Source organism: Pseudomonas sp. NFX224 (assembly GCF_048565165.1).
Lineage (GTDB): Bacteria > Pseudomonadota > Gammaproteobacteria > Pseudomonadales > Pseudomonadaceae > Aquipseudomonas.
This window is the reverse complement of sequence record NZ_CP183416.1, coordinates 1,949,223-1,974,578: the sequence shown is the minus strand read 5'-3', so window position 1 is coordinate 1,974,578 and position 25,356 is coordinate 1,949,223. Positions and strand designations below refer to the sequence as shown.

The following is a 25,356-nucleotide window of genomic DNA, read 5'->3' as shown; positions in this document are numbered from 1 at the left end:
GAATGGGCGTCTTTATAGCTTGACGGTCAATACCAATCAAATTACGTTATGCGTAATCGAATTACGATAAAAATAACCCCGGCGTGCCACAAGCTCTGCAACAGAGTGATCGGCCACCGCCGAGTCCCTGTTCAGGAGGCTCCATGAACCTCGATTCAACGACGCCAGCGCTGGCTTATCAGTCAGGCTTCGGCAACGAATTCAGCAGCGAAGCGTTGCCCGGCGCACTCCCGGTCGGCCAGAACGCGCCGCAAAAAGCCCCTTACGGCCTCTACACCGAACTGTTTTCCGGCACCGCATTCACCATGGCCCGCAGCGAAGCGCGACGGACGTGGATGTATCGCATCCAGCCATCGGCCAATCATCCGGCGTTCGTCAAACTCGATCGGCAACTGGCTGGCGGACCATTGGGTGACGTAACGCCCAATCGCTTGCGTTGGAATGCCTTGGAGATTCCCGCCGAACCGACCGATTTCATCGATGGCCTGGTGAGCATGGCGGCCAACTCCGGCGCCGATAAACCGGCCGGCATCAGCCTCTACAACTACCTCGCCAACCGCTCCATGGAGCGGGTGTTCTTCAATGCCGATGGCGAAATGTTGCTGGTGCCGCAACTGGGCCGCCTGCGCATCGCCACCGAACTCGGTGTACTGGAAGTGGCGCCGCTGGAAATCGCCGTACTGCCACGGGGTTTGAAATTCCGCGTCGAGCTGCTCGATCCCCAGGCCCGCGGCTACATCGCCGAAAACCATGGCGCGCCGCTGCGTCTGCCGGATCTGGGGCCAATCGGCAGCAACGGCCTGGCCAATCCGCGGGACTTCCTGACTCCGGTCGCGTCTTACGAAAACCTTCAACAACCCACTACGCTGGTGCAAAAATTCCTCGGTCAGTTGTGGGGTTGCGAGCTCAATCATTCGCCGCTGAACGTCGTCGCCTGGCATGGCAACAATGTGCCGTACAAATATGACCTGCGCCGCTTCAACACTATCGGCACCGTCAGCTTCGATCACCCGGACCCGTCGATCTTCACCGTGCTGACCTCGCCGACCAGCGTTCACGGTCTGGCCAACCTGGACTTTGTGATCTTCCCGCCACGCTGGATGGTGGCCGAAAACACCTTCCGTCCACCATGGTTCCACCGCAACTTGATGAACGAATTCATGGGCCTGATCCAGGGTGAATACGACGCCAAGGCAGAAGGTTTCGTGCCGGGTGGCGCGTCGCTGCACAGCTGCATGAGCGCCCATGGCCCGGACGGTGAAACCTGCACCAAAGCGATCAACGCTGACCTCAAGCCGACGAAAATCGACAACACCATGGCCTTTATGTTCGAGACCAGCCAAGTGTTACGCCCGAGCCGCTTCGCCCTTGATTGCCCGCAACTGCAAACCACTTACGACGCTTGCTGGGCCACGCTGCCCGCCACTTTCGACCCGACCCGGAGATAACCCATGACGCAGACATCCATCACTCGCAGCTGGGTTGCTTCCGCCAACGGCCACGCTGATTTCCCGCTGCAAAACCTGCCGCTGGGCGTGTTCAGCGTGAATGGTTCGGCGCCACGCAGCGGCGTCGCCATCGGCGAGCATATTTTCGATCTGCAGGCTGCGCTCGATGCCGGCCTGTTCGACGGTGCGGTGAAGGCAGCGGTCGAAGCCACCCGTGGCGGTCAGCTCAATGCGTTCTTCGAAATGGGCCGTGAGGCGCGCGTGGCACTGCGCGAACGCCTGCTGGAACTGTTCGCCGAAGGCAGCACCCTGCACGGCAAGATCGAAGCCCAAGGTGCAAAACTGTTGCCTCTGGCGGCGGATTGCGACATGCACCTGCCAGCGAAAATTAACGATTACACCGACTTCTACGTCGGCATCGAGCACGCGCAAAACGTCGGCAAACTGTTCCGCCCGGACAACCCGTTGCTGCCGAATTACAAGTACGTGCCGATCGGCTACCACGGACGCGCCTCGACCATTCGCCCGTCCGGCACCGACGTGCGTCGTCCGAAAGGCCAGACGCTGCCGGCCGGCCAGACCGAGCCGAGCTTTGGTCCATGCGCACGCCTGGATTACGAACTGGAACTAGGCATCTGGATCGGCCAGGGCAACGACATGGGCGACTCCATCGCCATCAGTGACGCCGCCGATCACATCGCCGGTTTCTGCCTGCTCAACGACTGGTCGGCACGGGATATCCAGGCCTGGGAATACCAGCCACTGGGGCCGTTCCTGTCGAAGAGTTTCATCACCAGTATTTCGCCTTGGGTTGTCACGGCCGAAGCGCTGGAACCGTTCCGCCGTGCCCAGCCTGCACGCCCTGAAGGCGATCCGCAGCCACTGCCGTACCTGTTCGACAAACGCGATCAGGCGGCGGGCGGCTTCGACATCGAACTGGAAGTGCTGCTGCTCACCGAAGCCATGCGCGAAAAAAACCTGCCGGCCCATCGCCTGACCCTGAGCAACTCGAAACACATGTACTGGACCGTGGCGCAAATGGTTGCGCACCACAGCGTCAACGGCTGTCAGTTGCAGGCCGGTGACCTGTTCGGTTCGGGGACGTTGTCGGGACCGGAAAACGGTCAGTTCGGCAGCCTGCTGGAAATCACCGAGGGCGGTAAAAAGCCGATCGAACTGGCCTCGGGCGAAGTGCGCAAGTTCCTTGAAGACGGTGACGAAATCATTCTGCGCGGCCGTTGCAACCGCGAAGGTTTCGCCTCCATCGGCTTCGGCGAATGCCGCGGCAAAGTGCTGCCAGCGCGCTAAGGGGAACGGGTCATGGAGCTCTATACCTATTACCGTTCGACTTCGTCTTACCGGGTGCGCATCGTGTTGGCACTCAAGGGGCTGGACTACCAGGCGCTGCCGATCAACCTGATCGCACCGCCCGGTGGCGAGCACCGCCAGCCGCCGTATCTGGCCATCAATCCGCAGGGGCGCGTGCCGGCCTTGCGCACCGAAGAAGGCGGGTTGCTGGTCCAGTCACCGGCGATCATCGAGTATCTGGAGGAACGTTATCCACAGGTGCCGCTGCTGCCCAAAGACCTCGTTTCCCGTGCCCGTGAGCGTGGCGTGGCGGCGTTGATCGGATGCGATGTGCATCCACTGCACAACGTCAGCGTGCTCAACCGGCTGCGGCATTTGGGGCATGACGAAGTGCAGGTAGTCGAGTGGATCGGCCACTGGATCAGCCAAGGGCTGGCGGCTGTTGAGCAGTTGATCGGCGATGAAGGTTATTGCTTCGGCCCGCAACCGGGGCTGGCGGATGTGTATCTTATTCCACAGTTGTACGCCGCTGAGCGCTTCAACATTTCCCTTGAGGCTTATCCACGGATTCGTCGAGTGGCGGAGTTGGCGATTGTGCATCCGGCATTCGTCAAGGCACATCCGGCGAATCAGCCGGACACCCCTTAAATCAGAAGCAAGGTCAAAAGATCGCAGCCTTCGGCAGCCCCTACGCTAATCCAATGCAAGCGCTGCCGAAGGCTACGATCTTTTGCGTTTAATGGACGATGGAATTGGGCGGTAAATGTCCCAAACGTTCTGTGAGGCGAATCCGCTGGATCGGATCATCACTGAGCAGCAGGGCATGTTCCAGATCAAAGCGCTCGGCATTGGGGCAATCCAGCCGTTGGTAGAGGCTGGCCCGGGCCAGGTAGTCGGCGGCTGTGCCGTTGCCCAGTTCCAGCACGCGCTCGGCGTCCACCAGTGCGCCGATGTAGTCATCGTTGGAAAGGTGCAGCTGGCGCAGGTTGCGCGACAGGCGTTGCAGCATTTGCACGGGCTCGGCGGTGACCAGGTGTTCGGCGCTGAGCTTCAGGTTCGGGCCGTACTGGCGATGCAGCAGTTCCCGGCAATCGTTGGGATACAGGCGACGGCCGCCGCAGGGATCAAGCAGGTGATCGGCGCCCGGCACGCGCAGCAGAAAATGCCCCGGAAAATTGACTCCGACCAACGGGATTTCCAAACCCCTGGCCAGTTCAAGTGCAATCAGTCCCAGAGCCAGTGGCTGCCCACGCCGACGTTCCAGCACTTTATTGAGCAGCGCCACTTGCGGACGCAAAGGCGTGGAGTCGTCCTGAGCAAATCCCAGGTCATTCATGCGCCGCAGCAACGGCTGTGCCAGTTCACTGACCGGCAACATCGGCAGGCTGCCACTGATCCGCTGTTGCAACATCTTGAATTTCGCCAGTAGATCCTCGAAGTTCACCTCGCTGTCATGTTCGGCCGAAATCCATAGCGCCGCCTCGAACAGCGCGGGCGGTGAACGTTGCAGACAGGCGAAAAACGATTGGCGCGGTGTCATCGAAATCTCCGGGCTATGCCTCGTTTTAGCCTCGTCTGCGCCATTCGTCCAGTGCCGCAGCGGGGGGGGGCGGGTTATTTCCGAATGCCTGAATGACTGCTTCGCTTATTCCGGTGCGCTTCTGCAATTTTTGAGCGCAAGCCTATACTGGCGACTACAAGAAGTGATTCGGGAGCCTTACGATGTTCGCTCTCATGCAAAGCACTCGCCTTGAATCGCTGCATCTGAGCGTCGACCCGGTCACCGGGTTGAAGGCGGTGATTGCCATTCATAACAGTCGCCTGGGGCCTGCCCTGGGCGGTTGCCGTTACCTTGCCTATCCCAGCGACGAGTCTGCGGTCGAGGATGCGGTGCGCCTGGCCCAGGGCATGAGCTACAAGGCCGCGCTGGCCGGTCTGGCCCAGGGCGGTGGGGTGGCGGTGATTATCCGCCCGATCCATGTAGCAAACCGTGCCGCGCTGTTCGAGGCCTTCGGGCGCTGCATCAATCAGCTCGACGGCCGCTACATCACCGCGATCGACAGTGGCACGTCGGTAGCGGATATGGATTGCATCGCCCAGCAGACCCAACACGTCACCAGCACCACGTCCGCGGGCGACCCCGCGCCGCACGCAGCGATGGGCGTGTTCACCGGTATTCGTGCGACGGCCATGGCACGTCTGGGCAGCGATAATCTCGAAGGCCTGCGCGTGGCCATTCAGGGCCTGGGCAACGTTGGGTTTGCGTTGGCAGAACAGCTGCATGCCGCTGGCGCCGAACTGTTGGTCAGCGACATCGATCACGGCAAGGTGCAATTGGCGATGGAGCAGCTCGGCGCTCATCCGATTGCCAACGACGCACTGCTCAGCACCCCTTGCGACATTCTGGCGCCCTGCGGTCTGGGCGGCGTGCTCAACAGTCACAGCGTGACGCAATTGCGCTGTTCGGCGGTGGCGGGTTCGGCGAACAACCAACTGACCCATCTGGATGTGGCCGATCAACTGGAGCGACGGGGCATCTTGTATGCGCCGGATTACGTGATCAATGCCGGCGGACTGATCTACGTTTCGCTCAAGCATCGTGGCGAAGAGCTGTCCACCATTACCGCGCATCTGTCGAAGATCAGTTCTCGACTCACTGAGGTCTTCGCCCACGCACAGGCGGAAAAACGCTCGCCGGCGCGTGTGGCCGATGAATTGGCGGAGAAAGTCTTGTACCGCTAAGAAAATCTTTTGATTCTGCAAATGAAAAAGGCCCTGAGCCATACGACTCAGGGCCTATTCAATTCGGATGTCACTTCGCGGCTTTCGGTGCCTTGGCCGGTTTGGCAGGTGCCGCAGGTGCTTCTGCTTCAACCACCTCAACCGTTTGCGCGACTTCAACCGGCGCGGTCAGCAATTCGGACAGGGCATCCGGCTGACTCTTGAAGGCCTTGGCAAACACATCGCGATTCTTCGCCATGTAGATCCCGGCTTCTTCCACTTGCTGCTCGGTCAGGGACGGAACGGCTTTTTGCAACACTTCAGCCAGCAGCTCGGCCAGTTCGAGCATTTTGTCATGACGGTCAGCTTCGGCTTTATCCATGAACAAGCGCTCCAGATCTCGGCTGCTGCGGTATACCACTTCGACGGCCATTCACCACCTCACATGCCTTCACATTGGTTGTCGGTTTCGACTACTGTATCTATATACAGCGAAAAGGATAAGCGAATCCCTTTGCTTTGGGTAGTGGCTTTTTAATGTAGTCCGGATTCAGGGTTTGTCAGGCCGAGGTCACGACAGGTGCGACCAAACGCCACGCAGCTTAATTTACAGCGGCTCGCCATCATGGGGTGGCCTTTTTTCTGCATGCAGAAAACCGTCACGTCCAACCTGCATTATCCGGTCGAGCCGACCTAAGGAAGCATCATCGTGAAAATCAACTGGGCCGAAAAGCTGCGGCAGAACGTGCATGAACTGGCCGAGTCCCTGGGCAACCTGTTCGTCGAGACCTTTCACTACCTGGCGCTGTTCGCCATCGGGGCCGTAACCGCGTGGGCGGCGGTGATGGAGTTTCTCGGGATGCTCGAACAGGGGCACATCAAGATCGATGACATCTTGCTGCTGTTCATCTACCTGGAACTGGGGGCGATGGTCGGGATTTACTTCAAGACCAATCACATGCCGGTGCGCTTCCTGATCTACGTGGCGATCACCGCGTTGACGCGACTGCTGATTTCCAATGTCTCCCACCACAATCCGCCTGACCTGGGGATCATCTACCTGTGCGGCGGGATTCTGCTGCTGGCGTTTGCGATCCTGGTCGTGCGTTACGCTTCGTCGCAATTTCCGTCGGTGAAGATTGAAAACCCGCAACGTAAGACCGGTGCGGGTTCCAGTGAACATCCGGAAGTGGAGAAGGGCGAGATTTAGAGCCCCATGGCGGGGCGGGGGCGCCCTTTGGCCTTTGGTGGCGGCAGGCTGCGCGTGCCGCCATCGGTCATGGATTCGAGGATGGCCACCGCGCTGTGGCCTTGTTCGATGGCAATGCCGAACTGAATGCTCTGCACCAGTCGCTTGAGGCGTTCGGTGTCATTGCGTTGTTCGGCACTGATCATGCGCTTTGCGACTACGCGGCCACTGTTGGACAGGGTCAACATGATGCTGCCGTCCAGACCCTGAATGCTCAGGTTGATTTGATAATCCGCTGCAAAAGCATCGGTAATGAGCTGAAAGGGGTTGTCCATGATGCGTCACCGCCTGATTGAACGTGCAGTTGTTGACCGGCCGTGATCGGGTTGGTTCGCAACGCCGGACCACTGGCCATTTCACGGGCCATATCGCCATCATTGTTCCAACAGGGATGTAGCAAGGGGCATGCCGACTAAATTGTCGGACAATGATCGCGGGCTGTAGGAGCGGCTTGCTCGGGATGATCGTGAACGATAACGCGTCAAACCAGATGGTTCGCGGCGCCTGAGGGTTTTTCGCGAGCAGGCTCGTTGCCACAGGGACCGCGTTCATTTTCCTGCCCGTTTCAGGGCAATAAACCCCGACGTGCCTCCAAAGCGGTCAGCATTCCACCCAGTTCACCGCCAGGCCACCCCGTGAGGTCTCTTTGTATTTGTCATGCATGTCGGCGCCGGTGTCACGCATGGTGCGGATCACCCGGTCCAGGGAGATGAAGTGTTTGCCGTCGCCACGCAGGGCCATTTGCGTGGCATTGATCGCCTTTACCGCCGCTATCGCATTACGCTCGATGCACGGCACTTGCACCAGTCCGCCCACCGGATCGCAGGTCAGGCCCAGGTTGTGTTCCAGGCCGATTTCCGCGGCGTTTTCCAATTGCTCCGGTGTGGCGCCCAACACCTCCGCCAGACCCGCGGCGGCCATGGCGCAGGCCGAGCCGACTTCGCCCTGACAGCCGACTTCGGCCCCGGAGATCGAAGCGTTCTTCTTGCACAGGATGCCGACGGCTGCTGCGCCCAGAAAAAACGCCACGACATCGTCGTCCGACGCGTCCGGGTTGAATTTCATGTAGTAGTGCAGGACCGCCGGAATGATCCCTGCCGCGCCGTTGGTCGGGGCGGTAACCATGCGCCCGCCGGCGGCATTCTCTTCGTTCACGGCGAGGGCGAACAGGTTGACCCACTCCATGGCCGAGAGGGTCGAGGTGATGACATTCGGTTTGCCGATTTCCAGCAGGCTGCGGTGCAATTTCGCTGCGCGACGCGGCACATTCAGACCGCCGGGCAGAATGCCTTCGTGGTGCAAGCCTTGTTCGACGCACTCACGCATCACCGACCAGATATGCAACAAGCCCTGACGAATCTCGGCGTCACTGCGCCAGGACCGCTCGTTGGCCATCATCAACTCGGAAATCCGCAGACCGTGCTGGTTGCAGAGCTGCAGCAGCTCGACAGCGCTGGAGAAATCGTATGGCAACACCACGTCGCTGGCGGGTGCAACACCGGATTCGGCTTCCGCCGCTTCGATGATGAAACCGCCACCCACCGAGTAGTACGTTTGCTCGAACAGCGCGCCGGTTTCGCCGAAGGCTGTCAGAGACATGGCGTTTGGGTGGTAGGGCAGGCTCTCGTCGAGCAGCAGGAGATCGCGTTTCCAGTCGAAAGTGATCGTGAACTGGCCCGCGAGCGAAAGCTCACCGGCTTCGCGCAGGGTGTCGATTCGGCTGTCGATGGTGGTGGGGTCGATACGGTCCGGCCACTCGCCCATCAGGCCCATGACGCAGGCGCGGTCGGTGGCGTGGCCGACGCCGGTTGCCGACAGGGAGCCATAGAGGCGGATCTCCACGCGTCGCACGTCCCTCAGCAAAGCCTGATCGATCAGCGCTTGGGCGAAGGTCGCCGCCGCGCGCATCGGACCCACCGTATGGGAGCTGGAAGGACCGATACCGACTTTGAAGAGATCGAAAACACTGATAGCCATGCTAAAGCCTATTCCTGAAATGGAAGATGAATCGCTGCCATTTTTGTAGGACAAGCGCACTTTCAGCGATACTGCCTCCCTCGGTCTTACGTGACCAACGAAACTTCCTAAGACAGCCTTTAGCAGGACTAAACGATGAGTCGTCAATTGCACGCCCAGACCTACGTGTGGCTGCAGGTGTTTTCCTGTGCCGCTCGGCACTTGTCGTTCACCCGTTGTGCCGAGGAGCTGCACATCACGCCGGGGGCGGTCAGTCAGCAGATCCGGCAACTGGAAGAGCGTCTGGGTTTTCGCCTGTTTCATCGACGTGCCCGGGGCGTGGAGTTGAGTGCCGAAGGCCAGCGTCTGGCCATTACGGTCAACGAGGCCTACGGCAGCATCGATGCGGAATTGCGCCGCCTGGATGCCGGCATGATCAGCGGGACCCTGCGGGTGCGTTCGATTCCGTCCTTCCTGAGCAAGTGGCTGACCCCGCGTTTGCCTCGGCTACAGCAGCGCTTTCCGGACATCCAGCTGCGCCTGGTGGCTGAGGACAGCAGCGTGCCGTTGCACGAAGGTGACTTCGATCTGGCCATCGACCTGAACGATGGCAGCTACCCTGGATTGTTATCCACAGCCTTGCTCGATGAGCAGATTTTCCCTGTGTGCGCGCCGAGCCTGCTGCGCGGTCGTCCACCGCTGCATGGCCCCGCCGACCTGATGCATTTTCCGCTGCTGCACGACATCACCGCCTGGCGTGGCAGTTACGAATATGCGGAATGGGAGTTTTATCTCAATGCGATCGGCTTCGAAGGTGCGGATGTGCGGCGCGGACACACCTTCAATCGCAATCACCTGACCATCGAAGCGGCCATCGCCGGGATGGGGGTTGCGATCGCACGGCGAACGCTGTTGAACGACGAGCTGGAGCGCGGTGCGCTGATCGTGCCATTTGGCCTGACGGTGCCCAATCACAAACGCTACATGGTGCTTTATGCGCCGGGTGCGCTGAGCCATCCGGGCGTGCGGGCGGTGCATGACTGGCTGGTGGAAGAGGCGGGGGTTTTTCGCGGGTTACACCCGCTGGGGGAGCGGTAAATGTGAGCAATTATTACGTAAAAGCAGGTCGACCCAACTCCCGACCTTAACAGCGCTTTTGTCGGTTGTCCGGTTTTTTTGCGATTACAAAATTATCTTTTTTTAGGGGTTGAATTGTTCAGCGTACAGACCGATTGTGTAAGTAAGAGGTCACGGTGATGACGCCCAAGGGCTTAGCTGACCGGCCTCTCGCGAGCTAGCTGAAATAAGGGATGAACTATGCAAATCCAAGTCAATAGCGATAACCATATTCAAAGCAGCATCCGACTGGAGGAGTGGGTACGTACTACCATTGAGAGCACGCTCGAACGATACGAAGAGGACCTGACACGCGTTGAGGTTCACCTGCGGGACGAGAACGGCGACAAGCCCGGTCCCCACGATATGCGCTGCCAACTGGAGGCGCGGCCGAAAGGCCATCAACCGATTTCCGTGACCCATAAAGCCGAGAGCCTGGAACTGGCGATCGACGGTGCGGCCACCAAACTTGAACATGCGCTGGAGCATATGTTCGGCAAATTACGCGGCAAACGAGCCAATGTGGTGCCCATCGAACGTGGTGCCCATGCCGATACGCTGCTGGAAGAGGAATTTCTGGAAAACGAACAGGCTGCGCTCAACGGGTGACGGCGGGTTCAACTCTTAACCTTCCCACCAAAAACGGGCCTGCAATGCAGGCCCGTTTTTGTTTCCGTAATAGCGATGCCCTCCCTTGTAGCAGCTGCCGAACGCAGGCGTCGCCAGCTGCCACAGGGCGCGCTACGGCTTAGAACGCCACGGATGTTTGCAGATAAACCGTCCGCGGTTCCCCCACGTACTTGCCCTTGTTATTGTCGTCATACGAGCGGGTGAAGTACTGATGGTTGAGGATGTTCTTCACGCCTACGGCCACGGTCAGGTCCGATAGCTGTGGCCCGAAGTCATAGGCCGCTCGGCTGCTGAACAGCATGTAACCCGGAATCTTGCCGGTGCTGCCATCAGCGCTTTCAGCGGCGGTGTTGGCGTTGTCGGCAAACTGGTCGCTCTGGTAGCTGCTGTCGAGATTCAACTTCCACGCGCCTTCGGTATAACCGACGCCAAGGGTGCCTTTGTGTTTCGACGAGAACGGAACACGATTGCCCTTGTTCGGCCCATCTTCGCGGATGGTCGCATCGACATAGGCGTAAGTGGCGTACACGTCGAAACCGGCGAGTGCCGGGCTCAGGTCGTCGAGGGCATAGTTGATACTGGTTTCAATGCCTTGGTGGCGTGTCTCACCACGGGCAATCACCGTGTCATTGGTCTGGTTGCTTTCATACTGGTTGTCGAAGTTGATCAGGAACGCGCCGATTTCTGCCCTCAGCGCACCGTTGTCATAGCGCGTACCCAATTCCCAGGTTCGCGCCTTCTCTGGTTTGACTTCGCCGCTGTTCACACGATTCGGCATCTGGCTGTATTGCACGCTGCCGAACGAGCCTTCGGTGTTGGCGTAGAGGTTCCAGGTGTCGGTCAGGTGATAGAGCACGTTCAGCGCCGGCAACGCAGTGTTGTAGTCGCCCTGGTATTTCTGGTTGGTCAGGTTGTTGGTCTGCTGCGAGTCGATCATCTCGTAACGGATGCCCGGCGTGATGGTCCACTTGCCGATATCGATCCGGTCATCGACGAAGAACGCATTGGCTTCGGTGCCGCCGCGCGTGTCGCGATCATTGCGGCTGCTGGTGGAGGGCAGTTCGTTGCTAGTGATCGGCGTGCGGTAGCGCAGTTCGTGGCCCGCCTCGTTGATGTAGCGGTAGCCGATGCCGACTTCGTGGCTGGTAGCGCCGAGATCGAAGCCTTGGGCGAAACGGGTTTCCAGGCCGCGCACCCAATACTCGCGGGGCGACAACGAGAGGAAGGTGCCCTGGTCCAGATAACCGCTGCGCAGGGTCTTGGTGAAGAAGGTGTTGGCGGTGAACTCGCGGCGATCTTGCTGATAGCGATACCCGAGATTGAACAGGGTGCGACGGCCCCAGAACTGGTCTTTCGGGCGGGTCGACTGATACGGGTCGGCATCGTAGTCGGCGACGTTCAAACCGCCGGGCATATCGGCTTTGCCTTCGTAATACTGCGCCATGGCGTTGAAGCTGTTGGCGTCGTCGAGCTGGTATTTGCCCTTGAGAATCAGGTCGTCGATTTCGGTGTCGCTGTGTTCGCGCCAGTCACCGCCGCGAGTGCCCGAGTACAGAAGCGCGCCGCCGAGGCCATTGTCGGCCGTGCCGCCGGCCAGCAGATTGCCGGTGGTCTTGAAGCCGTCGTGGCTCGAGGAAGGGCTGGTTTCAGTTTGGAAGCCACCCTTGACTGTCGGTTCATCGGGAATCGCCCGGGTCACGAAGTTGACCACGCCGCCGACGTTCTGTGGCCCATAACGCACCGCGCCGCCGCCACGCACCACGTCGACCGCGTCCATGTTGCCGATGCTGACCGGCGCAAACGACAGCTGCGGCTGGCCGTAAGGCGCGAACGGCACCGGGATGCCATCCATCAATACCGTCGAGCGCGAGGCCAGGCGCGGATTGAGACCGCGAATGCCGAAGTTCAGCGCCATGTCGTGACTGCCGGTGCCGTTGTTGTCCGGCGCGTTGACGCCGGGAATGCGGTTAAGCACGTCGCGAGCCTGGGTCGCGCCCTGGCGTTCGAACTCTTCGCGACGGATCACATCGCGCGCACCGGGATGTTCGAAGACGTTGATTTGCGAAGCATCACCGAGCCAGTCGCCGACGACTGTCGAGGTATCCAGCTCCAATGCAGAACCACCCACCGGTTGCAGGCTGAAGGCATTGTCACCCTCGGTGCGGGCTTGCAGGCCGGTGCCTTCGAGCAGCGCGGTCAAGCCTTGCTCGGGGGTGTAATTGCCTTCCAGGCCGCGACTCTGCACACCGCTGGTGACCTGCGAACCAAAGGTGATCAGCACGCCGGCCTCTCGGCCGAACTGGTTCAGGGCGTTTTCCAGCGAAGACGGCGCGATGTGGTACGCGCGGGTGTCAGCAGCGTGAACCAGTGGCAGGGCGCCGAAGCTGAGGCTGGCGCCGAGCAAGAGTTGTCGCAGGGTGCGGGCAAGCGGGGTGAGACGGGTGGGCTGCATGAAGGACGGTCCTGAGAAGGTGGAATCAAGGTGGCTTTCCTTCTCTGTCACGCCAGATCTGAAAAACGGCTCACGTGTTTCGATCTTTTTTTAGACCTTTGCCTCAACCGTCACCCAATACCGCGTAAAGCGCCTCACCTTCACCGGCAGACTGATTTCCAGCAATTGCAGAATCCGTTCGCTGTCATCCAGTGGATAAGTGCCGGAGATCAGCAAGTCGGCGACCTTCGTGTCGCAATTGAGTTGCCCGCGACGATAGCGGCCGAGTTCGTCGAGGAAGTCACCGAGGCGCATGTGCGCAGCCACTAGCATGCCGTCGGCCCAGGCGCCGCTGTTGGCGTCCAGCGGCAGAGCTGCGCCGACGCCTTTTGTGCTGAAGCTCAACTGGCGGGCGCTTGGCAGCATCAACGGCGAACCACCGTTGGACGTCAATTGGACATGACCCTCAAACACGGCCACATGGGTGCGATCGGCAAACTGCCGCACGTTCAGGCGCGCGCCCTGAGTGATCAACAGGCCTTGGGCGGTTTGCACCTGGAATGACTGAACGGCGGTCAGCAGCATTTCGCCTTCGAGCAAGCGGATCAGGCGCTGCGGGCCGTCGAGGTGCACGTCTGCCGAACTCGCGGTGTTGAGTTGCAACTGATTGCCGTCGCCCAGCGGCACGTTGCGTCGCTGACCAATAGGGCTGCGGTAATCGGCCAGCAGCGGGGGCAACATGTTGTGCTCGCGCATGCCCCAGGTCATCGCCGAACCGGCACCGAGAATCAGTAGCAGCTTCAGTGCCTGGCGTCGGCTGCTGGATTTCGGCGCGTTGAGTGCAGCGTGCGCCAGCGGTGAAGACAAACCGCGCAACCGCTGGTTGACCCGCTGGATATGCGCCCACGCCCGTTGATGCTCGCTGTGCGCGTCGTGCCATTGCTGCCAGGCCTGTTGCTGGCGCGGATTCAACGGCCCTTGCTGCATTTCCATCAGCCAGTGCACGGCTTGCTCGGCGACCTGGGTGGAAAAGTCCGGTGGCGTGTTCATAAGGCGAAATAACAGCGCATGGCCGCTTTGTTCAGGTGCCGTTTGACGGTGGCAATGGAAATGCCCAGTTCGGCGGCGATCTGTGGATAAGTCAGGCCATCGACCTGGGCCAGGAGGAAGGCGCGTTTGACCAGGCGTGGTAAACCGTCGAGCAGTTGATCGAGCTCCATCAGGGTTTGCAGGATGATGGCTTTTTCTTCCTCGGACGGCGCGACCACTTCCGGCATTTGCGCGAGCGCGTCGAGGTAGGCGCGCTCCAGATCCTGGCGACGGTAATGGTTGAACAGCACGCGTTTGGCGATAGTGGTGAGGAACGCTCGCGGTTCGATGATCTGCGGGGTTTCCCGCGCGGTCAGCACCCGAATGAAGGTGTCCTGGGCCAGGTCGGCGGCGCTGTCCGGGCAGCCGAGTTTGCGCCGCAACCAACCGGTGAGCCAGTTGTGATGGGCGTGATAGAGCACTTCGACGGTATTGGCTGGCGGCAACGGGACCACTCCGCACGCATGTGGATGCGTTAGAGAACAAGAATTGTTCGCATTGTAGTGTCAGGAGGGCTTTCCGGCAATCGACCTGACAAGCCAATCCCATCCGACAGTTTTGCGTATGAGAATATTTATCATTAATATTGCGCCTTGCTGGCCCCGCACGCGGGCCCACCCGTTTTCCAGGTCGTTCATGAAAGCCAAAAGCCCCACGCTCCCCGTTTCCTATCGACTGGCGGTCACTTCGCGAGTGCTTGCCGCTGTGTTCGGAGGTTATGGGGTCACGGCGCTGGCGAGTGTCTGTCTGACGTTGTGGGTGCCCATGGCCCGCGCCGAGGCGGTAGTGACCGGGATGACCAGTTCGTTCGTGGTCTATCTGCTGGCGGTGATCTGGTGCTTTGCCTGCCGAACGGCATGGCGGGCCTGGTTCGGGTTGCTGCTGACAAGCCTGTTTTTGGCTGCACTGGCCGGGCTGGCGTACTGGATGGAACTGTCATGAAAGAGGGCTTTCGTCAGGCCATGGCCTGGTTGCATACCTGGGCCGGTTTGACCTTCGGCTGGTTGCTGTTTGCGATTTTCCTGACCGGTACGCTTGCTTACTTCAAGGACGAGACCAGTCACTGGATGCAGCCGGAAATCCCCGCGCGTTCGGTGTCCTCCGAAGCCAGTCTGACCTTGGCCCAAGCGTATCTTCAACAGCACGCGCCCGGCGCATCGCGCTGGCTCATCGAACTACCCGATGCTCGTGAACCCGCGCTATCGGTGCGCTGGCAACAGGCGCCGGCCAAGCCCGGTGAGCGCGGGCAACTCACGTCAAAACTGCTCGACCCGCAAACCGGCAGCGAAGTCCAGGCCCGGGACACCCAGGGCGGCGAATTTTTCTATCGCTTCCACTTTCAACTGCAAATGCCCTATCCGTGGGGGCGTTGGCTGTCGACCATCGCGGCCATGGTGATGTTCGTCGCGCTGATCAGCGGGATCATCACCCACAAGAAAATCTTCAAGGACTTCTTCACCTTCCGCCCACGCAAGGGCCAGCGTTCCTGGCTCGACGGGCATAACGCGGTGGGTGTGCTGGTGTTGCCGTTTCATTTGATGATCACCTACAGCAGCCTGGTGATTTTCATGAGCATGGTGATGCCGGCGAGCATTCTGGCGGCGTACAAAGGTGACGTGCAGGCGTTCTTCAGCGACGTGTTTCCAGCGGCCAATACGGCGAAAGCCGCGGGTCAACCGACGCCGTTGCTGCCCCTGGCACCACTGTTGGAAAAGACCCGCGAGCAATGGTCGGGTGGAGAGGTCGGGCGCTTGACGGTGAACAATCCGGGCGATGCGAACGCCTCGGTGGTGTTGGCGCGCAGTGGGGCGGACCGTGTGGTTCACGATTTTGGCAGCGCCGTGACGTTCAACGGCGTGACAGGGCAACTGCTCGCTGCGACCCCGGCACAACCGCTGCCCATGGCCATTGCCGGCAGTTTCTACGGTTTGCACATGGGCCATTTCGCCGGCCCGCTGTTGCGCTGGTTGTATTTCATCTGCGGGCTGGCGAGTACGGCGATGATCGGCACCGGGCTGGTGATCTGGCTCGGCAAGCGTCAACTCAAACATGCCAAGAGCGGTATGATGCCCTTCGAATTGCGGCTGGTGGAAGTGCTGAACATTGCCGGCATGTCAGGCCTGGTCGTGGCGGTGGCGGCGTTTTTCTGGGCCAACCGTTTGTTGCCGCTTGGCATGGCCGAGCGGGCCGGTTGGGAGGTCAACAGCTTCTTCATCGTCTGGGGTATTAGCCTGCTGCATGCCATGGTCCGCCGAGGTCGCGCGGCGTGGGTTGAACAATTGGCGCTGGCCGCGTTGCTGTTTGGCGCGGTGCCGTTGCTCAACGCGCTGACCACGCCTTATCACCTCGGCGTCACACTGGTGCAGGGCGATTGGGCCATGGCCGGTTTCGACCTGGCGTGTCTGGGCAGTGGATTTTTCCTCGCTTGGGCTGCGTGGAAAATGCAGCGCGCCGGGAAGACCGAGTCCGTCCGGCCACGTGCCCAATCGATCATCCTTGAGCAAGAGGCGAACTGAATGTTGCTGGCCTGCTTGCTGTGTTACGGCGGTTTTACTGCGCTGTGTTTGTCCATGGATCGTCACCATGCGGAGTTGTTGGGTCGCAAGCCGACGCGGGTCATGCGTCGACAGATGAAACTCGCGGGATGGTTGCTGCTGGCCGTTTCGCTGTGGGCGGCGGTGTCGACGACAGGCTGGGCGCTGGGTCTGGTCGAGTGGTTTGCGGTGCTGATGCTCAGTGCCTTGATGCTGGTCATGCTGATGCCGTATCGCCCGCGCCTGGCCTTGGCATTGGCCGGGTTCAGCCTGCTGGCCAGCCCGCTTGTTGCGTTTGCGCAGTACTGAATCGATGATCAACCGTCCAGCCGAACCCGGTGATACCCAGCGCGATGAACCGCGCGGCGACCGTGCGCATTTTCTTCAGGTGTTCCTCTCGCAACGTTCGCAAATGGAAGCGCTGGTGAATCGGCGCGTCGGTTGTCGGGCGACGGCGGCGGACCTGGTGCAGGACTTGTTTCTGCGCTTCTGGCGACGGCCGCTGGTGCAGGTCGAGGAGCTCAGCACCTATCTCTTGCGATGCGCCGGCAACATTGCCATCGACCATTTGCGCAGCGAAGGCACACGGGTTCGGGCCAGCGAAGGCTTGATGGCGGAACCGTCGGACAGCGTGGGTGGCGAGCCGCAAGCGGCGCTGGAAGCAGGCAACGATTTGCGCCACGTCGAAGCGGCGTTGCGCGCATTGCCCGAGCGCACGCGGCAGATCTTTTTGCTGAACCGCATCCATGGCCGCAAGTACGCCGAGATCGCCAAGGCCATGGGCCTGTCCCAAAGTGCCGTGGAAAAACATATGATGCGCGCGCTCGAGGCCTGCAAGGCCAGCCTGCGAGAACCGCAACCGCGTACGCCAGGGAAAGCACCGTGAACAATTTTCAGAGCGTCACCCCGACGCCCGCTCAGGAACAGGCCGCGCTGGCCTGGCTGAGTCTGTTGCATGACCAGCCGAGCAGTGGCGATCAGGCGACTTTCAGCCAGTGGCTGAAGGCCGACCCGGCCCACGCCGAAGCCTATGCGCGTGCGCAAGTGCTGTGGGAATTGAGTGAAGTGCCGGCGCGCACCCTGGCCGATGAAGACGCCTTGGCCTTGCAGGGTTACCTCAACGCGATGAGCCGCTCGCGGCGCAGCAGCGTTCGGCGTTGGTCCGGCGCGCTGGCCATGGCCGCTTGCCTGATGCTGATGATCAGCCTCGGCACAGGTTGGCAACCGCTGCGCTGGGTCGATGATCTGGGCGCCGATTATGTGTCGGCACCGGGGGAAATCCGTACCATTACGCTGGCCGACAAATCGCAAGTCACTCTTGATGCTGACAGCGCCATCGCCGTGGATTTCAGCGGCGGTGAGCGTCATGTGCAGGTGCGTCGCGGTGCCGGTTTTTTCAGCGTGACCCACACCGGCGAGCCGTTTGTGGTTGACGCGGAAAAGGGCCAGGCGCGGGTGCTCGGCACGCAGTTCGAAGTGCGCCTGCAACCCCACGGCGCGCAGGTCACGGTGTTGTCCGGTCGGGTCGGGGTGACGGCGGACAAAAACGCCGGGCAGCAAATCCTCACGGCGGGTCAGCAAGTGGCGTACGGCAATGGTTCGGCGGAAACACTTCACGCGGTGGACAGCGAAGCGCAACTGGCCTGGCGCCAGGGTTGGCTCAATTACTACAAGGCGACGCTGGCCGATGTGGTGCAGGACTTGGGGCGTTACTACCCGGGGCGGATCATGCTGCTCAACGATGAACTGGCCCAGCGCCGGGTCAGCGGCAGCTTTCCGAGCAAGAACCCGCAAGCGGTGTTGAGTTCATTGCAGGGCGTTTTAGGGTTTGAGCAGCATCAGGTGTTGGGGCATCTGATTATTTTGCGCTGAGGCAAATGGCCTCATCGCGAGCAGGCTCGCTCCTACAGGGGAAAACATTCCAAATGTGCGAGCCTGCTCGCGATAGCGGTAGATCAAACACCACAGTACTCGCATGAAAATATTTTCAACTTTCTGCTGAGGTAAAACCGAACGCCATCCGTGTAGTGACTGAAACTGCGAGTCATTCGCATCCGCTGCGGTTCTACACAGGTCATGAGTCATGAAGTCCAGGGCAAAATCGGGTTCGGTCAAACAATGGTTGGGTGTTTCTGCATTGAGTTTTTCGGCGTTGGCATTGTTGCCGCTGAATGTGGCGATGGCCGCGCAAACCAGTGCGCAGCAACAGACGCAATTCAGCTTTTCGATAGCCGCCAAGCCGTTGCCCCAGGCCCTGAGCGATTTCAGCCGCACCACCGGCGTCAGCGTGGTCTACACCGATGAAGCGCCTTATGGCATCACTGCACCCGCCGTCATTGGCCAGTTGAGTGCCGAACAGGCATTGCAACGTTTGCTCAGCGGTTCCGGTTTCACCTTCCGCCGCACCGACGGCCACACGATGGTGCTGGAGCCGCTGCCCACCGACGGCGCGCTGAACCTGGGCGCGACCACCATTACTTCCATGATGGACGAGTCCACCAGCTACCAGCCGCCGCCCACCAGTTCGGTGATGCGCAGCTCCGCACCGCTCCAGGAAATTCCGCAGACCGTCAACGTGGTCGCGGCGCAGGTCATTCGCGATCAGGCGCCGCGCAATCTCGATGATGCCCTGGCCAATGTCAGCGGCATCACCCAAGGCAACACGTTGGGCAGCACCCAGGATTCGGTGATGACTCGCGGCTTCGGCGACAACCGCAACGGTTCGATCATGCGCGACGGCATGCCGATCGTGCAGGGCCGTGGCATGAACGCCACGGTGGACCGGGTCGAAGTGCTCAAGGGACCGGCCTCGCTGCTTTACGGCATTCAAGACCCGGGCGGTGTGGTGAACATGGTCAGCAAGAAACCGGAGCTTGAGCAATACAACGCCTTGACGGCGCGCGGCTCGACCTATGGCGATGGCAAGAACGGCAGCGGTGGCACCTTCGACAGCACCGGCGCATTGGGCGATACCGGGCTCGCCTATCGCATGGTGCTGGACCACGAAGACGAAGATTACTGGCGCAACTACGGCGTGCATCGCGAAACCCTGGTCGCCCCGTCGCTGGCCTGGTTCGGCGAAAGCACCAAGTTGTTGTTCGCCTACGAACACCGTGAATTTCTGACCCCGTTCGACCGTGGCACGATCATCGACCCGCGCGACAACCACCCGCTGGACATTTCCCGTGATCGTCGGCTCGACGAGCCTTTCAACAACATGGAAGGGCGTTCTGATCTCTATCACTTCGAGGCCGATCACGAGCTCAACGACAACTGGAAAGCCCACTTCGGCTACAGCTGGAACCGCGAAACCTACGACGCGAGTCAGGTCCGTGTGACCGCCATCGACACCCAGAAAGGCACGCTGACCCGCAGCATGGACGGCACGCAGAATGCGATCAGCACCGACCGTTTCACCACGCTGAGTCTGGAAGGCAACGTCGATGTTGCAGGCATGCGCCACGACCTGGTGTTCGGCATCGATGACGAGTACCGCAAGATCTACCGTGAAGACCTGATCCGCCAGAAAAGCCTGACCACCTTCAGCTACCTCAACCCGGTGTATGGTCGCGAAGTGCCAGGCTCCACCGTTAGCCCGGCTGACAGTGCCCAAACGGATAAACTGCGCAGCAACTCGGTATTTTTGCAGGACTCGATCCACCTCACCGACCAATGGATTTTCGTGGCAGGCGGGCGTTTCCAGGCGTACGACCAATACGCCGGCAAAGGCGTGCCGTTCCATGCCAACACCGACAGCAACGGGCAGAAATGGGTACCGCGCGCCGGCCTCGTCTACCGCTATACCGATGAATTGTCGTTCTACGGCAGCTACACCGAATCGTTCAAACCCAACTCGACCATCGCGCCATTGAGCGGCAGCACCGTTGTGCTCGACGGCAGTGTCGCGCCGGAAGAAGCCAAGTCCTGGGAGATCGGCACCAAGCTCGATATGCCGGGCCGTGTAACGGGCAACGTCGCCCTGTTCGACATCAAGAAACGCAACGTGCTGATCGCCAACTCAGAAGGGCCAGTGACGATCTACAGCGCCGCCGGTGAAGTGCGCTCCCGTGGCCTGGAAGTGGATTTGAGCGGCCAGCTCAGCGACCGCTGGAGCCTGATCGGCAACTATGCCTACACCGATGCCGAAGTGACAGAAGACCCGGATTACAAAGGCAAGAAACTGCAAAACGTGGCGAAGAACAGCGGCTCACTGTCGGCGGTGTATGACTTCGGCAGGATCATGGGCGGCGATCAATTGCGGGTCGGTGCGGGTGCGCGTTACGTCGGCGAGCGGGCGGGGAATGCGGTGAACGATTTCGAGCTGCCGAGCTACACCGTCGCCGATGCGTTCGCCACCTACGACACGCAACTCGACGGGCAGAAGGTCAAGTTCCAGCTCAACGTGAAGAACCTGTTCGACCGCACGTACTACACCTCGGCGGCGAGCCGGTTCTTTGTGTCGATGGGGGATTCGCGGCAGGTGACGCTTTCCAGCACTTTGGAGTTCTGATCGAAAATCGCGTCATCGTTCAGCGCTGGCAAGCCAGCTCCCACAAATCGACTCAAAAAACTGTGGGAGCGGGCCTGCCCGCGATGGCGGTCTGACGGGTGTGAATATCCCGGACTAGCGCAAAAACGCCTGCCGGTATTCGCCCGGCGTCCCACCCAACGTCTGCCGAAACCGGTTGGTAAAGTGACTGGCACTGGCAAACCCGCAGGCCAATGCAATCTCCCCCAACGGCTGTGCAGTCGAGCGCAACAACTCCCGCGCCCGATTCAGGCGTCGCGCCAGCACATATTGATGCGGCGGCAAACCGAAGCTCTCACGGAACATCCGCGCAAAGTGGTATTCCGACAGCGCACACAGCGCTGCCAGTTGACCCAGGCTGATGGCTTCGGCCAGATGACTGTCAATGTAGTCCACCAACAACCGCCGTTGATGCGCAGCCAAACCACCCTTGAGGCGCAAGTTCGGGCGCACGCTGACCTGGCTGAGCAGTGCATGGCTGAGTATCTCGTGGGCCAGGCTGCTGGTGAGCAAACGCTCGCCCGGTTCGTCCCAGTTGAGCGTGATCAACTGGCGAAAACGCACGGCCTGCTGCGGATCATCGAGGAAGGTTTGCTCGCGCAACTGCAATTCCCGCGGTTCGCGGTCGAGCAGGGTGACGCAGCCAAGGGCAAATTGTTCGGGACTGAAATACAGGTGCGCGAGGCGAATGTCGCCATTAATCACCCAGCCTGACTGATGGTCAGCGGGCAGGATGCACAACTTGTCGGGACCGCCCTTGTTACCGGGTTGGTCGCGGCGGAAGGTGCCGGTGCCGCCGGCGATGTAGCACGACAGCGTGTGATGGCTCGGCGCTTCGTAATCCTGGGCGTCGTGGTGGTTGCTCCACAAGGCTGCGGACAAGCCGTCACCGAGCTCGGCGCTGTGCTCGAGTCGAGCATTGGGCGAGCGGTTGAGGGCTTGAAAGACTTGTAGGGTATCCAGTGCGGCCATGATCGGTTCTCTCCAACGCCTTGCATCCTACTCCGTAGACGTTCGCCTGCCAGCCCGTCGCCTGACAAAAGCGCAAGTTTATGCAAGTGCGCCAAGGCGCTGCGCAGGACACTGGGCACCTATCGAGGAGCCTTTGTCATGAACCTGTCTTTGTACCTGCTGACCGTGCTGATCTGGGGCACCACCTGGATTGCCCTGAAATGGCAACTGGGCGTGGTGGCGATTCCCGTGTCGATCGTCTATCGCTTCGGCCTCGCCGCGCTGGTGCTGTTCGTCATGTTGCTGCTCAGCCGCAAGCTTCAAGTGATGAACCGCCGCGGGCATTTGATCTGCCTGGCGCAAGGGCTGTGCCTGTTTTGCATCAACTTCATGTGTTTCCTGACGGCGAGTCAGTGGATCCCCAGCGGTCTGGTGGCCGTGGTGTTTTCCACCGCGACGCTGTGGAACGCCCTGAATGCACGGGTGTTCTTCGGCCAGAAAATCGCGCGCAATGTGCTGATGGGCGGTGCATTGGGTTTGCTCGGTCTGGGGCTGCTGTTCTGGCCGGAGCTTGCCGGCCATACCGCCAGCCCGGAAACCCTCCTTGGCTTGGGCCTGGCGCTGCTCGGCACCTTGTGTTTCTCGGCGGGCAACATGCTCTCGAGCCTGCAACAGAAAGCCGGGCTCAAGCCGTTGACGACCAACGCCTGGGGCATGGCTTACGGCGCGGCAATGTTGTCGGTGTGGTGCCTGGTCAAAGGCATACCGTTCGATATGGAATGGAATGCGCGCTACATCGGCTCGCTGCTGTACCTGGTGATTCCAGGCTCGGTGATCGGGTTCACCGCTTACCTGACGCTGGTCGGTCGCATGGGGCCGGAGCGGGCGGCCTATTGCACCGTGCTGTTCCCGGTGGTGGCGCTGAACGTGTCGGCGTTCGCTGAAGGCTACCAGTGGACCGCGCCGGCACTCGCAGGACTGGTGATGGTGATGCTGGGGAACGTGTTGGTGTTCCGCAAGCCCAAGGCACCGCTGGTGCAGTGCAACGGCAAGTTGGCCTGAAGCGATCTGCGAGTAAACGGGCAGGCGTGTCTGGCGCCTGCCCGTTTCGCTTTAGCCCTTCCAGACTTGCGGGTTGACCAGATCCTGTGGTCGTTCACCCAGCAAGGCACTGCGCAGGTTGGCCAGGGCACGGTTGGCCATCGCTTCGCGAGTCTCGTGAGTGGCGGAGCCGATGTGCGGCAAGGTCACGGCGTTTTTCAGCTGGAACAGCGGCGACTCGGCCAGCGGTTCTTTTTCGTAGACATCCAGCCCGGCGCCGCGAATGCGGTTGTTTTGCAGCGCTTCGATCAGTGCCGGCTCGTCGACGACCGGACCACGGGAAATGTTCACCAGAATCGCGCTCGACTTCATCAGCGCCAGTTCGCGATGACTGATCAAGTGTTTGGTTTTCTCGCTGAGCGGCACTACCAGGCAGACGAAGTCGGCTTCGGCCAGCAGTTCATCGAGGCTGCGGAACTGCGCGCCGAGTTCCTGTTCCAGCGCAGTCTTGCGGCTGTTGCCGCTGTAGAGGATCGGCATGTTGAAACCCAGGCGACCACGGCGGGCGACGGCGGCACCGATGTTGCCCATGCCGACGATGCCCAAAGTCTTGCCGTGCACATCGCAACCGAACAGCTGGGCGCCGACGGAGGCTTGCCATTGACCGGCCTTGGTCCAGGCATCCAGCTCGGCGACGCGGCGGGCGCTGCTCATCAACAGCGCGAAGGCCAGGTCGGCGGTGCTTTCGGTGAGCACGTCCGGGGTATTGGTGAGCATGATCCCGCGTTCGTTGAAGTACGCGACGTCGTAGTTGTCGTAGCCCACCGAGACGCTGGACACCACTTCCAGCTTGGCGGCGCTCTCCAGTTGCGCACGACCGAGCTTGCGGCCGACACCGATCAAACCGTGGGCGTGGGGCAGGGCTTCGTTGAACTGGTCGTTGATGTCGCCGTTTTTCGGATTCGGCACGATGACGTCGAAGTCTTGTTGCAGGCGTTCGACCATCTCAGGCGTGACGCGGCTGAAGGCGAGGACGGTTTTTTTCATGGAGGCAGGCTCGTCTGGCGGAGGAGAATGCTGAGCACGCTAACATTCTTCCCGGGATTTGTGCGAGTCGCTTAACAGCAGCTAGCCGCGCTTCATCCAGTTATACTGGCGCCTTTCGCGGCTCGCTGACCGGGCCCGACACTTTGCGCATCACCCGGAGCTTTCATGACTTCCCCGATACAACCGCCGGTCGCCGACGACTTGAGCGACAACGTCGACGCCAGTGCCGACAGCGAAACCAAAGCCGAAATCCCGGCGTTCAAGTTCCCGTTCAAACCGGGAGAGCTGGCGTCCGCCAAGGGTTCGAACCAGCCGTGGTACAAGAACGGCGCCAAGAACGGCCACACCAAGACCCCAGGCATGGCGCCTCCGGGGACTCGGCGGTCGATGGGCAAGCGTTAAGTTTCAGGCCTTGCGCTGTCAGGATCATCGTCATCGCTAGCAGGCTAGCTGCCACAGGGTCGGTGGTGAACACCTCATAACCATTGTGGGAGCCTGCTAGCGATGGGGTCGGTACAAACATTGCCGATTCCGGATCAAGCCGCCCGCAACGAAATAAACCCATAGTTCGTCGGCGCTTCTGTCGTCACGAGTGCCCCGGCCGCGACCACCTGCCCGGCGGTCTCCTCTCCCGACACATGGAACTGCCACTCGCTGCTCCACTGCGGCAACGTCTGCCCGGTCAGTTCATCGATGATCGTGGCGAACTCGTTCATGTCCGGTAGATAAGCGGTGAAACCGTCGCCCTTCAGCGCAGTGGTCCGAATCCCCAGCAATGCACAAATCGCGTCCTTCATATGGATGTCATCGCGATCGGCCTGACGGGAGCGCTGGATCAATTCCGACAACTCGCGGTCGACGAGTTCGCCGCCGACGATCAGGTCCGGCCCTTTTTCCCAGGACTCGGGCGGGCATTCCTTCACGGCAGTGTTCAGCACAATGTGCGGATTGATTTCCATCGGGTAAATGCGGCACACCAGCGGCCGGCGTTCGTAGATACGACAGAGGTTGTCTTCGTCAAGATTACGGCAGGGGCCGACGTTGTAGGCGGCGAAGGTGATGGCGACGTAAACCTCGGCGTCGGCGCTGCGAACCACCGCCGAACGGCGTTCGGCGTGTTCTCGTTGTTGCGCCGGCAGGCCCAGGCCGTTGCTCAGGAAGGCTTCCACCAGCACGATCACCTGACCGCCGTCGGCGGCCCACATGCGGGCTTCGGGCAGGGTCAGGGATACATGGTGATCATTGCAGCATTTGCCGCAGCCTACGCAGGAAAACGTCGTATTCATTGAACGGTCAGTCGCATCCGA

General features: G+C 60.6%; 24 protein-coding genes and 1 pseudogene. 15 read left to right on the top strand and 10 right to left on the bottom strand.

The window, feature by feature from the left end; genetic code table 11:
- The first annotated feature begins 143 nt into the window (after nucleotides 1-143).
- From hmgA to maiA, 3 genes are read left to right on the top strand one after another with little or no spacing between them, the layout of a single operon-like run.
- The gene (gene hmgA, locus ACNYC6_RS08925; RefSeq protein ID WP_419711989.1) at nucleotides 144-1,448 is read left to right on the top strand and encodes a homogentisate 1,2-dioxygenase; all 1,305 of its coding nucleotides are present in this window, start codon (nucleotides 144-146) and stop codon (nucleotides 1,446-1,448) included.
- Nucleotides 1,449-1,451: 3 nt separating this feature from the next.
- Complete coding sequence (gene fahA, locus ACNYC6_RS08920) at nucleotides 1,452-2,756, top strand: fumarylacetoacetase (RefSeq protein ID WP_419711988.1); 1,305 nt, start codon at nucleotides 1,452-1,454, stop codon at nucleotides 2,754-2,756.
- 12 nt (nucleotides 2,757-2,768) lie between these two features.
- A complete protein-coding gene (gene maiA, locus ACNYC6_RS08915) occupies nucleotides 2,769-3,404 on the top strand; it encodes a maleylacetoacetate isomerase (protein WP_419711987.1) in 636 nt (211 codons plus the stop codon).
- 88 nt (nucleotides 3,405-3,492) lie between these two features.
- On the opposite strand, the gene ACNYC6_RS08910 is transcribed toward maiA, so the two are convergent.
- Nucleotides 3,493-4,296, bottom strand: a complete 804-nt coding sequence (locus ACNYC6_RS08910; RefSeq protein ID WP_419711986.1) for a SirB1 family protein — start codon at nucleotides 4,294-4,296, stop codon at nucleotides 3,493-3,495.
- Between the two features lie 182 nt (nucleotides 4,297-4,478).
- Between ACNYC6_RS08910 and ACNYC6_RS08905 the strand changes: the two genes are divergently transcribed.
- Nucleotides 4,479-5,498 (top strand): Glu/Leu/Phe/Val dehydrogenase dimerization domain-containing protein, encoded by a 1,020-nt coding sequence (locus tag ACNYC6_RS08905; protein ID WP_419711985.1) that lies wholly within the window; start codon nucleotides 4,479-4,481, stop codon nucleotides 5,496-5,498.
- A 172-nt stretch (nucleotides 5,499-5,670) separates the two neighbouring features.
- Here the strand turns inward: ACNYC6_RS08905 and ACNYC6_RS08900 are convergent.
- Nucleotides 5,671-5,910 (bottom strand): annotated as a pseudogene (locus tag ACNYC6_RS08900) (YebG family protein); the annotation flags it as partial.
- A gap of 276 nt (nucleotides 5,911-6,186) precedes the next feature.
- Between ACNYC6_RS08900 and ACNYC6_RS08895 the strand changes: the two are divergent.
- The gene (locus tag ACNYC6_RS08895; protein ID WP_419711984.1) at nucleotides 6,187-6,687 is read left to right on the top strand and encodes a phosphate-starvation-inducible protein PsiE; all 501 of its coding nucleotides are present in this window, start codon (nucleotides 6,187-6,189) and stop codon (nucleotides 6,685-6,687) included.
- Here the strand turns inward: ACNYC6_RS08895 and ACNYC6_RS08890 are convergent.
- Nucleotides 6,684-7,001 carry a DUF3509 domain-containing protein gene (locus tag ACNYC6_RS08890; protein WP_419711983.1) on the bottom strand — a complete coding sequence of 106 codons (318 nt, stop codon included), beginning with the start codon at nucleotides 6,999-7,001 and terminating at the stop codon, nucleotides 6,684-6,686. The genes ACNYC6_RS08895 and ACNYC6_RS08890 overlap by 4 nt on opposite strands.
- 325 nt (nucleotides 7,002-7,326) lie before the next feature.
- Nucleotides 7,327-8,703 (bottom strand): L-serine ammonia-lyase, encoded by a 1,377-nt coding sequence (locus ACNYC6_RS08885; RefSeq protein ID WP_419711982.1) that lies wholly within the window; start codon nucleotides 8,701-8,703, stop codon nucleotides 7,327-7,329.
- Nucleotides 8,704-8,838: 135 nt separating this feature from the next.
- On the opposite strand from ACNYC6_RS08885, the gene ACNYC6_RS08880 reads away from it, so the two are divergent.
- Nucleotides 8,839-9,780, top strand: coding sequence for a LysR substrate-binding domain-containing protein (locus ACNYC6_RS08880; protein ID WP_419711981.1), 942 nt, complete (start codon nucleotides 8,839-8,841; stop codon nucleotides 9,778-9,780).
- 219 nt (nucleotides 9,781-9,999) lie between these two features.
- Nucleotides 10,000-10,407: an HPF/RaiA family ribosome-associated protein gene (locus ACNYC6_RS08875; protein WP_419711980.1), complete on the top strand. Its 408-nt coding sequence runs from the start codon at nucleotides 10,000-10,002 to the stop codon at nucleotides 10,405-10,407.
- A gap of 139 nt (nucleotides 10,408-10,546) precedes the next feature.
- Here ACNYC6_RS08875 and fecA read toward each other — a convergent pair whose 3' ends face one another.
- The 3 genes from fecA to ACNYC6_RS08860 form a co-directional block, all read right to left on the bottom strand.
- The gene (gene fecA, locus ACNYC6_RS08870) at nucleotides 10,547-12,880 is read right to left on the bottom strand and encodes a TonB-dependent Fe(3+) dicitrate receptor FecA (protein ID WP_419711979.1); all 2,334 of its coding nucleotides are present in this window, start codon (nucleotides 12,878-12,880) and stop codon (nucleotides 10,547-10,549) included.
- A gap of 90 nt (nucleotides 12,881-12,970) precedes the next feature.
- Nucleotides 12,971-13,909 (bottom strand): FecR domain-containing protein, encoded by a 939-nt coding sequence (locus tag ACNYC6_RS08865; protein ID WP_419711978.1) that lies wholly within the window; start codon nucleotides 13,907-13,909, stop codon nucleotides 12,971-12,973.
- A complete protein-coding gene (locus tag ACNYC6_RS08860) occupies nucleotides 13,906-14,394 on the bottom strand; it encodes a sigma-70 family RNA polymerase sigma factor (RefSeq protein WP_419711977.1) in 489 nt (162 codons plus the stop codon). Before ACNYC6_RS08860 ends, ACNYC6_RS08865 begins: the two co-directional genes overlap by 4 nt.
- Nucleotides 14,395-14,584: 190 nt before the next feature.
- Here ACNYC6_RS08860 and ACNYC6_RS08855 point away from each other — a divergent pair, with 190 nt between their 5' ends.
- The 6 genes from ACNYC6_RS08855 to ACNYC6_RS08830 all read left to right on the top strand — a co-directional run bounded on the left by ACNYC6_RS08855 (nucleotide 14,585) and on the right by ACNYC6_RS08830 (nucleotide 20,992).
- Complete coding sequence (locus ACNYC6_RS08855; RefSeq protein ID WP_419711976.1) at nucleotides 14,585-14,890, top strand: DUF3649 domain-containing protein; 306 nt, start codon at nucleotides 14,585-14,587, stop codon at nucleotides 14,888-14,890.
- Nucleotides 14,887-16,464, top strand: a complete 1,578-nt coding sequence (locus tag ACNYC6_RS08850; protein ID WP_419711975.1) for a PepSY-associated TM helix domain-containing protein — start codon at nucleotides 14,887-14,889, stop codon at nucleotides 16,462-16,464. The genes ACNYC6_RS08855 and ACNYC6_RS08850 overlap by 4 nt, the downstream gene beginning before the upstream one ends.
- Nucleotides 16,465-16,791: a DUF3325 domain-containing protein gene (locus ACNYC6_RS08845; protein WP_419711974.1), complete on the top strand. Its 327-nt coding sequence runs from the start codon at nucleotides 16,465-16,467 to the stop codon at nucleotides 16,789-16,791. It abuts the gene before it with no gap.
- A gap of 4 nt (nucleotides 16,792-16,795) precedes the next feature.
- Nucleotides 16,796-17,368, top strand: coding sequence for an RNA polymerase sigma factor (locus ACNYC6_RS08840; RefSeq protein ID WP_419711973.1), 573 nt, complete (start codon nucleotides 16,796-16,798; stop codon nucleotides 17,366-17,368).
- A complete protein-coding gene (locus ACNYC6_RS08835) occupies nucleotides 17,365-18,354 on the top strand; it encodes a FecR family protein (protein ID WP_419711972.1) in 990 nt (329 codons plus the stop codon). Before ACNYC6_RS08840 ends, ACNYC6_RS08835 begins: the two co-directional genes overlap by 4 nt.
- A 211-nt stretch (nucleotides 18,355-18,565) precedes the next feature.
- On the top strand, nucleotides 18,566-20,992 hold the full coding sequence (locus ACNYC6_RS08830; RefSeq protein ID WP_419711971.1) for a TonB-dependent siderophore receptor: 2,427 nt from the start codon (nucleotides 18,566-18,568) through the stop codon (nucleotides 20,990-20,992).
- A gap of 114 nt (nucleotides 20,993-21,106) precedes the next feature.
- Here the strand turns inward: ACNYC6_RS08830 and ACNYC6_RS08825 are convergent, their stop codons facing one another.
- A complete protein-coding gene (locus ACNYC6_RS08825; protein WP_419711970.1) occupies nucleotides 21,107-21,982 on the bottom strand; it encodes a helix-turn-helix domain-containing protein in 876 nt (291 codons plus the stop codon).
- Nucleotides 21,983-22,120: 138 nt separating this feature from the next.
- On the opposite strand from ACNYC6_RS08825, the gene ACNYC6_RS08820 reads away from it, so the two are divergent.
- Nucleotides 22,121-23,023, top strand: coding sequence for a DMT family transporter (locus tag ACNYC6_RS08820; protein ID WP_419711969.1), 903 nt, complete (start codon nucleotides 22,121-22,123; stop codon nucleotides 23,021-23,023).
- A 51-nt stretch (nucleotides 23,024-23,074) separates the two neighbouring features.
- Here the strand turns inward: ACNYC6_RS08820 and ACNYC6_RS08815 are convergent, their stop codons facing one another.
- Nucleotides 23,075-24,049 carry a 2-hydroxyacid dehydrogenase gene (locus tag ACNYC6_RS08815; protein ID WP_419711968.1) on the bottom strand — a complete coding sequence of 325 codons (975 nt, stop codon included), beginning with the start codon at nucleotides 24,047-24,049 and terminating at the stop codon, nucleotides 23,075-23,077.
- Between the two features lie 165 nt (nucleotides 24,050-24,214).
- Here ACNYC6_RS08815 and ACNYC6_RS08810 point away from each other — a divergent pair, with 165 nt between their 5' ends.
- Nucleotides 24,215-24,451: a hypothetical protein gene (locus ACNYC6_RS08810; protein WP_338584813.1), complete on the top strand. Its 237-nt coding sequence runs from the start codon at nucleotides 24,215-24,217 to the stop codon at nucleotides 24,449-24,451.
- Between the two features lie 134 nt (nucleotides 24,452-24,585).
- Here ACNYC6_RS08810 and ACNYC6_RS08805 read toward each other — a convergent pair whose 3' ends face one another.
- The gene (locus tag ACNYC6_RS08805; RefSeq protein WP_419711967.1) at nucleotides 24,586-25,335 is read right to left on the bottom strand and encodes a YkgJ family cysteine cluster protein; all 750 of its coding nucleotides are present in this window, start codon (nucleotides 25,333-25,335) and stop codon (nucleotides 24,586-24,588) included.
- Nucleotides 25,336-25,356: the final 21 nt, after the last annotated feature.

Bases quoted from the DNA above. Each gene is read 5' to 3' on its own strand.
- ACNYC6_RS08910 (WP_419711986.1), bottom strand. From the start codon at position 4,296: ATGACACCGCGCCAATCGTTTTTCGCCTGTCTGCAACGTTCACCGCCC.
- ACNYC6_RS08865 (WP_419711978.1), bottom strand. From the start codon at position 13,909: ATGAACACGCCACCGGACTTTTCCACCCAGGTCGCCGAGCAAGCCGTG.
- ACNYC6_RS08855 (WP_419711976.1), top strand. From the start codon at position 14,585: ATGAAAGCCAAAAGCCCCACGCTCCCCGTTTCCTATCGACTGGCGGTC.
- ACNYC6_RS08830 (WP_419711971.1), top strand. From the start codon at position 18,566: ATGAAGTCCAGGGCAAAATCGGGTTCGGTCAAACAATGGTTGGGTGTT.
- ACNYC6_RS08890 (WP_419711983.1), bottom strand. From the start codon at position 7,001: ATGGACAACCCCTTTCAGCTCATTACCGATGCTTTTGCAGCGGATTAT.
- ACNYC6_RS08845 (WP_419711974.1), top strand. From the start codon at position 16,465: ATGTTGCTGGCCTGCTTGCTGTGTTACGGCGGTTTTACTGCGCTGTGT.
- ACNYC6_RS08850 (WP_419711975.1), top strand. From the start codon at position 14,887: ATGAAAGAGGGCTTTCGTCAGGCCATGGCCTGGTTGCATACCTGGGCC.
- hmgA (WP_419711989.1), top strand. From the start codon at position 144: ATGAACCTCGATTCAACGACGCCAGCGCTGGCTTATCAGTCAGGCTTC.
- ACNYC6_RS08815 (WP_419711968.1), bottom strand. From the start codon at position 24,049: ATGAAAAAAACCGTCCTCGCCTTCAGCCGCGTCACGCCTGAGATGGTC.
- ACNYC6_RS08905 (WP_419711985.1), top strand. From the start codon at position 4,479: ATGTTCGCTCTCATGCAAAGCACTCGCCTTGAATCGCTGCATCTGAGC.
- ACNYC6_RS08820 (WP_419711969.1), top strand. From the start codon at position 22,121: ATGAACCTGTCTTTGTACCTGCTGACCGTGCTGATCTGGGGCACCACC.
- ACNYC6_RS08810 (WP_338584813.1), top strand. From the start codon at position 24,215: ATGACTTCCCCGATACAACCGCCGGTCGCCGACGACTTGAGCGACAAC.
- fahA (WP_419711988.1), top strand. From the start codon at position 1,452: ATGACGCAGACATCCATCACTCGCAGCTGGGTTGCTTCCGCCAACGGC.
- ACNYC6_RS08825 (WP_419711970.1), bottom strand. From the start codon at position 21,982: ATGGCCGCACTGGATACCCTACAAGTCTTTCAAGCCCTCAACCGCTCG.
- ACNYC6_RS08805 (WP_419711967.1), bottom strand. From the start codon at position 25,335: ATGAATACGACGTTTTCCTGCGTAGGCTGCGGCAAATGCTGCAATGAT.
- maiA (WP_419711987.1), top strand. From the start codon at position 2,769: ATGGAGCTCTATACCTATTACCGTTCGACTTCGTCTTACCGGGTGCGC.
- ACNYC6_RS08880 (WP_419711981.1), top strand. From the start codon at position 8,839: ATGAGTCGTCAATTGCACGCCCAGACCTACGTGTGGCTGCAGGTGTTT.
- ACNYC6_RS08840 (WP_419711973.1), top strand. From the start codon at position 16,796: ATGATCAACCGTCCAGCCGAACCCGGTGATACCCAGCGCGATGAACCG.
- ACNYC6_RS08875 (WP_419711980.1), top strand. From the start codon at position 10,000: ATGCAAATCCAAGTCAATAGCGATAACCATATTCAAAGCAGCATCCGA.
- fecA (WP_419711979.1), bottom strand. From the start codon at position 12,880: ATGCAGCCCACCCGTCTCACCCCGCTTGCCCGCACCCTGCGACAACTC.
- ACNYC6_RS08885 (WP_419711982.1), bottom strand. From the start codon at position 8,703: ATGGCTATCAGTGTTTTCGATCTCTTCAAAGTCGGTATCGGTCCTTCC.